A 10,908-nucleotide genomic window follows, 5' to 3' on the forward strand; every position below is an offset into this window, starting at 1 on the left:
CAGTTCTGGAGTGGGGGGCGCACCGTGCACGCGAGGTCCGATCAGGTCCGAGAAAGAGCCGGGGCGACCCTAGTGCCCGAGGTCCGCGCGCCGACCACCACCCCGGTCCCGTTACTCAGCCCCAGATCGCCAGCACCTCGGCCCGCCACCGGTCGAGGGTGCCGGCCCGGATCGCGTCGCGCGTGCGGTCGACGAGCCGCAGGAGCCAGCTCACGTTGTGGAGGGTCAGCAGGCGGGCGGCCGACGGCTCACCCACGGCCAGCAGGTGGCGCAGGTAGCCCCGTGACCACCGGGCGCAGGTGGGGCACCAGCAGGCCTCGTCGATGGGCCCCGGGTCGCGAGCGTGGCGGGCGTTGCGCAGGTTGAGCCGACCCGCATCGGTGAGCAGGGTGCCGTGGCGGGCCAGACGGGTCGGCAGCACGCAGTCGAACATGTCGACGCCGAGGGCGATCGCCTCGACGAGGCCGGCCGGGTCGCCGACGCCCATCAGGTAGCGCGGGCGGTCGGCCGGCAGCAGGGCGATGGCGGCGGCGAGGGCCGGGAGCATCTCGGCGCGCGGCTCGCCCACCGACAGGCCTCCGATGGCGTAGCCGTCGAAGCCCACGTCGGTGGTCCACCGGGCGCTGCGGGCTCGGAGGTCGACGTCGGTGCCGCCCTGCACGATGCCGAACTGGGCCTGGCCCAGCCCACCGGCGAGGCGCTCGTCCTGTCCGGCCAGGAACGCGGCCCGACCCCGATCGGCCCAGCGGGCCGTGCGCTCGGCCGCCTCGCGGACCAGGCGATCGGGGGCGGGCAGCGCCGGGCAGACGTCGAGCACCATCGAGATGTCGGCGCCCAGGTCGGCTTGCACCGCCACCGCCCCCTCGGGGGTCAGGTGGTGCTGACTGCCGTCGTAGGTCGAGCGGAAGGTGGCCCCGTCGTCGTCGACCTTCGGGGCCAGAGAGAAGATCTGGTAACCGCCCGAGTCGGTGAGCGAGTGCCCGTCCCAGCCCGTGAAGCGGCGGAGCCCGCCGAGGTCCCGGACGACATCGGCGCCGGGGCGGAGCATCAGGTGGTAGGCGTTGGCCAGCACCACCGGTGGGGCCAGGGCGTCGAGGTCCTCGGCCGAGAGGGTGCGGACCGACCCCCGGGTGCCCACGGGCATGAAGGCGGGCACCGGGAACGAGCCCCGGGCCGTCACCGCCCGGCCGACGCGCGCCGCTCCGTCGGTGGCCTCGACCTCGATCGTCACCGGCGTCACCGGGGGCTCCGTCCCCACCGCCGGTCGAGCAAGCAGCAGTCCCCGAAGGACAAGAACCGGTAGTCCGTCGACAGGGCCTCCGCATAGATGCCTCGCCAGCGGGGACCGACGAAGGCGTCGACCAGCACCAGCAGCGACGAGCGGGGCACGTGGAAGTTCGTGAGGAGCCGGTCGACGACGTGGAACGGGTGGTCGCCGTGGACGTAGAGCTCCGTGCGGCCCGTGAGGTCGCCCGTGCCGGCGGCGGCTTCCAGTGCCCGCAGCGTGGTGGTGCCCACGGCGACGACCCTGCGGCTGTGCGCCCGGGCTCGACGACAGGCGTCGAGCACCTCGGGCGCCACCCGGTAGGCCTCGGCGTGCGGAGCGTGGTCCTCGACCCGCTCGGCGGCGATGGGCCGGAACGTGCCCAGGCCCACCTGCAGGTCGACCGTCTCGATCCTCACGCCCCGTTCCCGGCACCGGTTCAGCACCCGCTCGGTGAGGTGCAGCCCGGCGGTGGGTGCAGCCACCGAGCCGGGGGTGCGGGCGAAGACGGTCTGGTAGCGCTCGGGGTCGGCCGGTGCCTCGTGGATGTAGGGCGGCAGGGGGACCGCGCCGTGGACGGCCAGCGCCGCCAGCTCCCCCGGCGATGGCGACCCGGCGTCGAGGTCCGCGGCGAGGGGGATGCCCGCGATCGAGAGCAGGCGCACCCGCCGCACGCCGTCGTCGAGGTCGTCGCCCACCTCCACCCGCAGCTCGCCCACGGTCACCACCGTCCCGGGCGGTACCCGACGCCCCGGGCGCACCAACGCCCGCCAGGTGCCGCACCACTCGCGCTCGAGCAGCAGCACCTCGACGGCCCCGCCGGTGTCCTTGGTGGCCCGGATCCGGGCCGGGAGCACGCGCGTCTCGTTCACGACGAGGACGTCGCCCGGATCGAGCAGCGAGGGCAGGTCGCGCACGCCACGGTGATCCGGCGTCGCCCGGGGGCCCCGGTCGACGAGCAGCCGGGCCGCGTCCCGCGGCTCGACCGGCGTCTGGGCGATGGCCGCGGCGGACAGCGGGTAGTCGAACGCCTGGATGGGGGTGCCACCTCGGGTCGGCCCCGCCTCCTCGCCGCGCTCGCTCATCGGTGCACTACCTCGTCGTCGGTCACATCCAGCCCGGTCCCAGTCACCGGGCACCAATGAGCGCTGCCGGCTCCGCAGGCTCCGCCGTCAGAGAGCCCGTGCTTGCAGGTTCGCTCGCGGCGCTCGCTCACGGGGTCGGGGCCGCGAAGGCCTCCAGGGCGGCGCCGGCGAGGAGGCGAGCGCCCAGGGCGATGGCCCGCTCGTCGACGTCGAAGGCGCCGGCGTGGATGTCGATCGGCTCGGCGCCCGGAGGGGTGATCCCGAGGCGGGCGAAGGCACCCGGCACCTGTTCGAGGAACCAGGAGAAGTCCTCGCTCCCACCGCTCTGGCGTGTGGGCAGCACGCCGCCTGGACCGACCACGGCGGTCGCCGCGCCCCCGAGCAGGCGGGTGGCCCACGGGTCGTTCTCCACCGGCGGCGCCCCGATGCGGTGGTCGAGGTCCCAGGTGGCACCGAGGGGTTCGGCGATGGCCGCCACCAGCCCGGGGAGCAGCTTGCCGGCGTCCTCCCACCCGGCCCGGCCGGTGGCCCGCAGCGAGCCGCGCAGCACGGCCGTCGTCGGGATGGCGTTGCCCGCGTCACCCGCGGCGATGGCCCCGAAGGTGAGGTTCACGCCGTCGCGGGGGTCGGTGAGGCGGTCGAGCGACGAGGGCAGGTCGACGGCGAGGCGGGCGGCCACGTTCACCAGGTCCGCGGTGCGGTGCGGTCGGGCGGTGTGCCCCCCGGGGCCGGTGAGGCGGATCTCGACCAGGTCCGCGGCCGAGGTGATCGGCCCGGCGGAGATGCCCACCTGGCCCACGTCGAGCTGTGGGTCGCAGTGCAGGGCGAAGATGGCTCTCGCCCCGTCGACCACCCCCCCCTCGGCGAGCGGCCGCGCCCCCGACGGGATCGACTCCTCAGCCGGCTGGAACACGATGCGCACCCGGCCCTGACCCGGGACCAGCACCCCCGCGAGGGCGCGGGCGGCGCCGACGGCGGCGGCGGTGTGAAGATCGTGTCCGCAGGCGTGGCACACCCCGACGACCATCGAGCGGTAGGGCACATCCTTCGGGTCGGTGAGGCGCAGGGCGTCGAGATCGGCGCGGAGGGCGACGAGGGCCGGTCCCGTCCCGACCTCGCAGGCCAGGCCGGTCGCGGTCGGGAGCGGTCCGACGGTCAGCCCGGCGCCGGCGAGGTGGGCGGCGACCACCTCGGTCGTGCGGGTCTCCTCCCACGAGGGCTCGGGGTGGGCGTGCAGGTCGCGGCGCAGCGCGACCAGGTCGGCCTCGATGGCCGACACGGCCATCGCAACCGCGGCGTGATCGACGGGCGACGAGTCGCGGTCGACAGCGCGACCGGTGCGGTCCGTGCGGTCCGTGCGGTCCGTGCGGTCGGTGCTCACCGCGACGAGGGCAGCACACCGGGACGGTCCGACGCCATCTCGGCCACCAAGAGGTCGACGACGGGGCGCAGGCCCTGCGCGCCCGAGGCCCCCTCGGCCACCACTGCCCGCTGGCGCTGGTAGCTGGCGCCGTCGATGAGGATCCGCTCCACGCGTGCGAGCTCGGCCTCGCAGCCGAGGCGCTCGGCCATGGGGGCCATCTCGGCCATGAGGTCGAGGATCGTCTGACGCACCGGCTGCTGGGTGCCGGCCTCGTCGACGATGATCTCGGCCTCGAGTCCGTGGCGCCCCGCCCGCCACTTGTTCTGGCGCAGCACCCACTCCCGGTGCTTGGGCAGGGTGAAGCCCCGGTCGAACAGCGTGTCGAGGTGGGTCACGAGGCACTGCGCCAGGGCAGCCACCGCGGATATCTCCCCGAGCGTGGGGATGCCGTCGCACATCCGCAGCTCGACGGTGCCGAAGTCGGGGTGGGGCCGGATGTCCCACCACACCTCGCGCACGGTGGAGATCGCCTCGGACGACACGAGGGTCTCCATGAACTGCTCGAACTCCGGCCAGCTCTCGAGGGGAGCGGGCAGCCCGGCGGTCGGCAGACCTTCGAACACCTTGCTGCGCGACGACGCCAGGCCCGTGTCGTGGCCCTCCCAGTACGGACTCGACGCGGTCAGCGCCAGCAGGTGCGGGATGTAGCCGGCCATGGCGTTGGCGATGGCGATGGCCTTCTCCGGCGACTTGATGCCGACGTGGACGTGCACACCGAAGATCTGGAGGCGCCGGGCCATCCACTGCATCTCCTCGACCAGCTTGGTGTAGCGGGGGTCGGGGCTGACCTGCTGGTCGTGCCAGGAGGAGTACGGGTGGGTGCCCGAGCACATGAGGTCGAGGCCCCGGCTCGCCGCGGCCCCGCCGACCTCGTCGAGGGTTCGTTGCAGGTCGTCGCGGGCCTCGGCCACGGTGGTGCAGACGCCGGTGATGATCTCGACGGTGCACTCGAAGAGCTCGTGCTTGGCCTTCGGGTGCTCGCCCTCGGGGTGGCCGGCGCCCAGCTCGGAGAGGATCGACGATGCCGCACTGGCCAGCTCGCCGGTCTCGTGGTCGACGAGCTCGAGCTCGACCTCGATGCCGAGGCTCGGCCCCGGCGAGCTGTTGAAGTCGATGTCCACGGGGCCTCCTCGCCGGTCGCGATGGTGGCCGGAGCGTAGGTCAGGACCTTCAGTCGGGCCGGTACCGGTCAGCCGAAGAGGCCGGGGGGCGGCGTGGCATCGCCGCCGAGGGCCGACCGGGGCGCGACGAGGCCCAGGTGGGCCCACGCCGCCGGGGTGGCCACGCGCCCCCGGGGGGTCCGCATCAGCAAGCCCTCGCGGATCAGGAAGGGCTCGTGCACGTCCTCGACGGTCTCGGTGGGCTCCGACACGCTGATGGCCAGGGTCGAGAGTCCGACGGGACCGCCGCCGAAGCGCCCGCAGAGAGCGCCCAGCACCGCCCGGTCGACCTTGTCGAGCCCTCGCTCGTCGACACCGAAGACGGCCAGGCCGGCCCGGGCCGCCGCGAGGTCGACGGTGCCGGTGCCGCGCACGTCCGCGTAGTCGCGCACCCGGCGCAGCAGGCGGTTGGCGATGCGCGGCGTACCTCGTGACCGGCTGGCGATCTCATGGGCCCCGTCGGTGGCGATGGTGACATCGAGGATGTCGGCGGCGCGCAACACGATGGACTCGAGGTCGGCGGGCTCGTAGTAGTCGAGCCGGGCGACAAGGCCGAAGCGGTCGCGCAGCGGCCCGGTGATGAGCCCCGTGCGGGTCGTGGCGCCCACCAGGGTGAAGCGGGGCACGTCGATGCGGATCGTGCGAGCAGCGGGGCCCTTGCCCAACACGATGTCGACCACGAAGTCCTCCATCGCCGGGTAGAGGACCTCCTCGACCACGCGCGACAGGCGGTGGATCTCGTCGATGAACAGGACGTCGCCCTCGGTGAGCTGGCTGAGGATGGCCGCCAGGTCGCCGGCCCGCTCGAGCGCCGGCCCCGACGTGACGTGCAGGGCGACGCCGATCTCCGAGGCGACGATGCCGGCGAGGGTGGTCTTGCCCAGGCCCGGAGGGCCGGCGAAGAGGAGGTGGTCGGCGGCCAGGCCCCGGCGGCGGGCGGCCTCGAGGATGATGCTCAGGTGCTCCTTGAGCTCGGCCTGGCCCACGAAGTCCTGAAGGGTGCGGGGGCGCAGGCCGGCCTCGGCCGCCTCCTCCCCCACCACCGGCTCCGGCGCCAGCACGTCGTCGGTCACCGCCGCATCCGCGTCCGACGGGAGCATCTCGTCCCTCACGGCGTCGCCCCGGGGGTTCGATGGGCGACCATGCGCCGCAGGGCCTCGGTGACCAGCGTCGAGACGTCGTCACCGGCGGGGAGGTCGCGGGTGGCCATCGACACCTCCTCGGGGGCGTAACCGAGGGCGGCGAGGGCGTCGCGCACATCGGCGCGCACCGACCCGGTCGAGGATCCGTTGCCGCCGCCCGCTGACCCGGCGGCCGCCACGGCGGCGGCCACGTCGCCGGCGGGGACCTCGAGGCGGCTCTTCAGCTCCACCAGCAGGCGCGCCGCGGTCTTCTTCCCCACCCCCGCCACCAGGCAGAGAGCCGAGACATCGTCATCGGCGAGCACCCGCCGCAGGGCGAGGGGCTCGTGCACCGACAGGATGGCCAGGGCCAGCGCGGGCCCGACCCCGTGGGCCGAGATCAGGGCCTCGAAGGTGACGCGCTCGTCGCGGGACGCGAAGCCGTAGAGCACCTGGGTGTCCTCGCGGACGTGGTGGTGCGTCCACACGTGGACCTCGCCCCCGACGTCGCCCAGGCGGGCGGCGGTGGCCGGACCGGCGAGCACGCGGTAGCCCACGCCGCCCACCTCGACCAGCAGCTCGCCGTCGGTGGCCCGCTCGGCGAGGGTGCCCCGCAGTGAACCGATCATGCCCGTCATCGTCGCACCCCGCTCCGCACCGTCGGGCCACCCCGAGACCCGACGGTGCGGACGACGCGCTGCATCGGGGCGTGGGCGAGGTGGCAGAGGGCCAGGGCCGCGGCATCGGCGGCATCGGCCGGACGGGGCACGGCGGCCAGGCCGAGCAGGGTCGCCACCATGCGGCCGACCTGGTCCTTGTCGGCCCGGCCGTCACCGGCGACGGCCTGCTTGACCTGGGTCGGCGTGTACTGGACGACCTCGGCGCCGGCGGCGTGGGCCTCGGCCATGGCCAGCCCGCTGGCCTGCCCGACGGCCATGGCCGTGCGCACGTTGACCTGGAAGAACACCCGCTCGACCGACACAACCGTCGGCCGGGTCTCAACCATCAGGGCCCGCAGCTCGGCCTGCAGGTCGGCCAGGCGCTCCGGGAGCGGCGCAGTGGACTGGGTGCGGATGACACCGATGGCCCGCGCCTGGGCCCGCGCCGCCCGCGCCCCGGCCTCGATGCAGGCGTAGCCGCAGCGTGACAGGCCAGGGTCGATGCCGAGGACGAACATGGGTTCGCAGCCTACGCGCCGGGCGAGCTCACTCGGGGGATCCTGCTCCGGACGCCACACCACCGCAGGCCGGCCTTACAACCAGGGCTGGCCGCGCCGATGGAGTTGGGATGGGACCCGCCACGCCTCCTCCCGCGCCAAGCGTACCGTCGGGTCCCGAGCCGGTCGTCGTGCTCGACGGCGTGCGCCGCCGCTTCGCGGCCGTCGAGGCCCTGCGGGGCCTGTCTCTCCGCGCCGAGCAGGGGACGATCACCGTCCTGCTCGGTCCCAACGGCGCCGGGAAGACAACCGCGATCCGCGTGATCACCGGCGCTCTCGGCGTCCACGACGGTCACGTGCGAGTTTTCGGCCTCGACCCGGATGTGCCCCGCGACGGCGAGTCGGTCCGGCGGCGCTGCGGCATCGTGTCGGCCAAGCCGGCGCTCTACGACCGGCTCTCGGGCCTCGACAACCTGCGCTACGCGGCCGAGCTGTACGGGCTGGGCTGGTCCGATGAAGCCCGGGACCGCGTGGTCGATGCCGCGACCCGCTTCGGCATCCAGGGCAGCCTCGACGTGGCGGTCGGCGGCTACTCCACGGGCATGAAGACCCGCCTCGCCCTGGCCCGTTCGGTGCTCCACGAGCCCGATCTGCTGCTCTTCGACGAGCCGACCTCCGGACTCGACCCCGAGTCGAGCCACGCCGTGCTCGCAATGATCAAGGAGATGGCCGCAGGCGGCACGACGGTCATCATGTGCACCCACCTGCTGCTCGAGGCCGAGGGCCTGGCCGAGCAGGTCGTGATGATGGAGGCCGGGCTCCACATCGCGTCGGGTCGGCCCGACGAGCTGATCCGCCGCTACTGGCCCGACGACTCGGTCCGCCTCGCGGAGCCTCGGCGGCCTCGCCACGCTCCCCGGGGTGCGGGGGGTCGAGGCGGTCGAGGGCGCGACCGACGAGGTCGACGTCCTGCTCGACGACCTGCGCCGCGTGCCCGACGTCGTGCTCGCCCTGACGACCCGGGGCGCCCGTCTCACGCGGGTCGCGGCCCACGACCGCTCCCTCGAGGAGCTCTACTTCGCGGTCCGGGCGCCGCACCTCGCCGCCACCCCGTTCTCCGAGGGCACCGGCTCGCCCACTCCCCCGCCGCCGCCCGGGAGATCTACCTGGGCAAGGTCATCGCCAGCATCATCCCCGGCTACCTGACGACCTTCGTCGGCTTCGGCGCCTACTCCCTGATCGTCAACCTGCTCGTCGGCCCCGAGGTCGGCGGCTGGTTCTTCCCCACCCAGCAGTGGTGGATCATGGTCCTCTGGGTGCTGCCCCCCGTTCCTGGCCATCACGTTGTCGATCGTGCTGCGGCTCTCGGCCCGGGTGCAGTCGACGGCTGCGGCCCAACAGGCGTCGGGGCTCGTCACCCTCCCGCTCATCGGCATCGCCTACGGCCAGGCCACCGGCTCGCTCTTCGGGGCCGCCAACCTGGGATGGGGCATCGGCGCGGTGGCGTGGCTGATCGCCCTCGCCTCGCTCAGCCGGGGCATGCACAAGATCCAGCGCTCGCGCCTGCTCGGCGTCGTCGATGGCATCTGATCCCTCCCAAACTGCGTACCTAGGTCGCGCCGGGCGCGAGCCACGTACGCAATTTGGGGTCACCGGCGGGCGCGCTCGGTGCCACCGATGGCGGCGACGATGTCGTCGGGCGGCTGGAACGACAGCCCGGCGACGGCCCGGTGGATCCAGCTCACCCGGCCCCCGGCGTCGACCACGAACACCGAGCGCCGGTAGAAGCCGAGGGGACCGATGATCCCGTAGGCCTCGCCGACGGCGCGGTCCTCGTCCGCGAGCAGCGGGAAGGCGAAGCCGCCGTTGTCGGCCGCGAAGGCCTGGTGGCTCTCGACCGACTGGGGGCTGATGGCCAGGACCTGGGCCCCAACATCGGCGAAGGCCTCGATCTCGTCGGTGTAGGTGACCAGCTGCCGGGTGCACACAGGCGTGCCGTCGCCCGGGTAGAAGACGAGCACGACGGGCTGGCCCCGCAGGGCCGAGAGGCTCCAGACCCGCGTCTCCTCGCCGTGCACGCCCGGCAGGGTCACCTCGGGCGCCGGGTCGCCGATCCGGAGGCTCACCGGTGGGCCCGGGGTGTGCGCGGGGTCGTCATCGACGAGACGTTCGGTGCGGGCCCGCCGGCGGATGTCCGCCCCGGGACGGGGTGCCTCACCCTGCGTCCAGGGTCGCGAAGACCTCGTCGGAGATGTCGAAGTTGGCGTGCACGTCCTGCACGTCGTCGTTGTCCTCGAGGGTGTCGATGAGGGCGAGCACGGATCGGGCCGCACCGGAGTCGTCGAGGGGCACCAGGTTGGCCGCGACCATGACCAGGTCCGACGACTCCACCGCGACGCCCCCCTCCTCGAGCGCGGTGCGCACGGCGTGGAGCTCGGTCGGCGGGGTGGTGACGCGCCAGGCCTCGATGTCGTCGGTGAGGTCCTCGGCCCCGGCGTCGAGAGCGGCCAGCATCAGCTCGTCCTCGTCCGCCGCCCGGTCGACGAGGATCGAGCCCTTGCGGTCGAACTGCCAGGCCACCGCACCGGGCTCGGCCAGCGACCCGCCGGCCCGGCTGAAGGTGGTGCGGATCTCGGGGCCGGTCCGGTTGCGGTTGTCGGTGAGGACCTCGATGAGCAGGGCCACACCGTGCGGGGCGTAGCCCTCATAGGTGATCTGCTCGTAGGTGACGCCCTCGAGCTCGCCGGTGCCCCGCTTGATCGCCCGCTCGATGGTGTCGAGCGGCACCGAGCTGTCGCGCGCCTTTTGGTACATGGTGCGCAGCGTGGGGTTCATGTCGGGGTCGCCCCCGCCCTGGCGGGCGGCCACCTCGACCTGGCGGATCAGCTTGGCGAAGAGCTTCCCCCGCTTGGCATCCGCCGCGCCCTTCTTGTGCTTGATCGTGGCCCACTTGGAATGGCCGGACATCAGTTCTCCTCGAAGGTGGACAGGAAGAGGCGGTGGAGGCGCAGATCCGCGGTGAGCTCCGGGTGGAACGATGCCACGATCGCCGCGCCCTGGCGGGCCAGGACGGGGCGACCGTCGACGGTGGCGAGGATCTCGACGGCGGGTCCGGCGGCCTCGACCACCGGGGCCCGGATGAACACGGCGTGGAACGGGCCCCCGTCGATCGGTGCACCCTGCCACGTCAGGTCGAGGTCGGCCTCGAAGGAGTCGCGCTGGCGTCCGAAGGCGTTGCGGCGCACCGCCATGTCGATGATCCCGAGGCTGCGCTGGTCGGCCCGGCCGTCGAGCACGTCGGTGGCGAGCAGGATCATGCCGGCGCAGGTGGCGAGGACGGGCAGGCCGTCGGTCAGCTGATCGGCGAGGGGGGCCCGCAGTCCGCTCGTGTCGAGCAGCTTCGACATCGTGGTCGACTCGCCACCGGGCAGCACCAGGCCGTCGATCCCGGCCAGGTCGCCCGCACCGCGCACCTCGACGGGCGTGGCACCCAGGGCCACGATGGCCTCGGCGTGGCGCGACACCGCACCTTGGAGGGCGAGGATGCCGACCTTCACCCCGGGTGGGCCGGGAGCGACGAGACTGGGCTCAGTGGGCCCCGCCATGTCCCGGGGGCTCCGGCTCGGGGCGGCCGGTCACGGGGCTCACCAGCCCCGGTCGGCGAAGGTGGTCTCGAGGGTCGCGACCTCGAGGCCCGCC

At 73.8% G+C, this 10,908-nt stretch carries 11 protein-coding genes; 1 reads left to right on the top strand and 10 read right to left on the bottom strand.

Annotation, left to right across the window (positions count from 1 at the left end; all coding sequences use genetic code 11):
- Positions 1-115 precede the first annotated feature (115 nt).
- From tgt to ruvC, 7 genes are all read right to left on the bottom strand, one after another.
- Positions 116-1,240 (bottom strand): tRNA guanosine(34) transglycosylase Tgt, encoded by a 1,125-nt coding sequence (gene tgt, locus VNL12_RS13530; RefSeq protein ID WP_325595419.1) that lies wholly within the window; start codon positions 1,238-1,240, stop codon positions 116-118.
- Positions 1,237-2,349, bottom strand: a complete 1,113-nt coding sequence (queA, locus tag VNL12_RS13535) for a tRNA preQ1(34) S-adenosylmethionine ribosyltransferase-isomerase QueA (RefSeq protein ID WP_325595420.1) — start codon at positions 2,347-2,349, stop codon at positions 1,237-1,239. Before queA ends, tgt begins: the two co-directional genes overlap by 4 nt.
- Positions 2,350-2,476: 127 nt before the next feature.
- Entirely contained in the window at positions 2,477-3,730 is a 1,254-nt protein-coding gene (locus VNL12_RS13540) for an amidohydrolase (RefSeq protein WP_325595422.1), read from the bottom strand.
- The gene (locus tag VNL12_RS13545) at positions 3,727-4,893 is read right to left on the bottom strand and encodes a glutamate--cysteine ligase (RefSeq protein ID WP_325595425.1); all 1,167 of its coding nucleotides are present in this window, start codon (positions 4,891-4,893) and stop codon (positions 3,727-3,729) included. Before VNL12_RS13545 ends, VNL12_RS13540 begins: the two co-directional genes overlap by 4 nt.
- 68 nt (positions 4,894-4,961) lie before the next feature.
- Positions 4,962-6,032 carry a Holliday junction branch migration DNA helicase RuvB gene (ruvB, locus tag VNL12_RS13550; protein WP_325595427.1) on the bottom strand — a complete coding sequence of 357 codons (1,071 nt, stop codon included), beginning with the start codon at positions 6,030-6,032 and terminating at the stop codon, positions 4,962-4,964.
- Positions 6,033-6,040: 8 nt separating this feature from the next.
- On the bottom strand, positions 6,041-6,682 hold the full coding sequence (gene ruvA, locus VNL12_RS13555) for a Holliday junction branch migration protein RuvA (RefSeq protein ID WP_325595429.1): 642 nt from the start codon (positions 6,680-6,682) through the stop codon (positions 6,041-6,043).
- A 5-nt stretch (positions 6,683-6,687) separates the two neighbouring features.
- Complete coding sequence (gene ruvC, locus VNL12_RS13560; protein WP_325595431.1) at positions 6,688-7,230, bottom strand: crossover junction endodeoxyribonuclease RuvC; 543 nt, start codon at positions 7,228-7,230, stop codon at positions 6,688-6,690.
- 170 nt (positions 7,231-7,400) lie between these two features.
- Between ruvC and VNL12_RS13565 the strand changes: the two genes are divergently transcribed.
- The gene (locus VNL12_RS13565) at positions 7,401-8,822 is read left to right on the top strand and encodes an ABC transporter ATP-binding protein (protein ID WP_325595433.1); all 1,422 of its coding nucleotides are present in this window, start codon (positions 7,401-7,403) and stop codon (positions 8,820-8,822) included.
- 36 nt (positions 8,823-8,858) lie between these two features.
- Here VNL12_RS13565 and VNL12_RS13570 read toward each other — a convergent pair whose 3' ends face one another.
- The 3 genes from VNL12_RS13570 to pdxT form a co-directional block, all read right to left on the bottom strand.
- On the bottom strand, positions 8,859-9,335 hold the full coding sequence (locus VNL12_RS13570; protein WP_325595435.1) for a peroxiredoxin: 477 nt from the start codon (positions 9,333-9,335) through the stop codon (positions 8,859-8,861).
- Positions 9,336-9,423: 88 nt separating this feature from the next.
- Positions 9,424-10,176 (bottom strand): YebC/PmpR family DNA-binding transcriptional regulator, encoded by a 753-nt coding sequence (locus VNL12_RS13575; RefSeq protein ID WP_325595437.1) that lies wholly within the window; start codon positions 10,174-10,176, stop codon positions 9,424-9,426.
- Positions 10,176-10,814, bottom strand: a complete 639-nt coding sequence (pdxT, locus tag VNL12_RS13580; RefSeq protein WP_325595439.1) for a pyridoxal 5'-phosphate synthase glutaminase subunit PdxT — start codon at positions 10,812-10,814, stop codon at positions 10,176-10,178. The genes VNL12_RS13575 and pdxT overlap by 1 nt, the downstream gene beginning before the upstream one ends.
- Between the last annotated feature and the right edge of the window lie 94 nt (positions 10,815-10,908).

This window comes from Iamia sp. (genome assembly GCF_035575815.1).
Classification (GTDB): Bacteria; Actinomycetota; Acidimicrobiia; order Acidimicrobiales; family Iamiaceae; genus Iamia.

Excerpts from the sequence above, each read along its gene's own strand:
- ruvC (WP_325595431.1), bottom strand. The coding sequence starts at position 7,230 with ATGTTCGTCCTCGGCATCGACCCTGGCCTGTCACGCTGCGGCTACGCC.
- ruvB (WP_325595427.1), bottom strand. The coding sequence starts at position 6,032 with ATGCTCCCGTCGGACGCGGATGCGGCGGTGACCGACGACGTGCTGGCG.
- VNL12_RS13575 (WP_325595437.1), bottom strand. The coding sequence starts at position 10,176 with ATGTCCGGCCATTCCAAGTGGGCCACGATCAAGCACAAGAAGGGCGCG.
- ruvA (WP_325595429.1), bottom strand. The coding sequence starts at position 6,682 with ATGATCGGTTCACTGCGGGGCACCCTCGCCGAGCGGGCCACCGACGGC.
- pdxT (WP_325595439.1), bottom strand. The coding sequence starts at position 10,814 with ATGGCGGGGCCCACTGAGCCCAGTCTCGTCGCTCCCGGCCCACCCGGG.
- queA (WP_325595420.1), bottom strand. The coding sequence starts at position 2,349 with ATGAGCGAGCGCGGCGAGGAGGCGGGGCCGACCCGAGGTGGCACCCCC.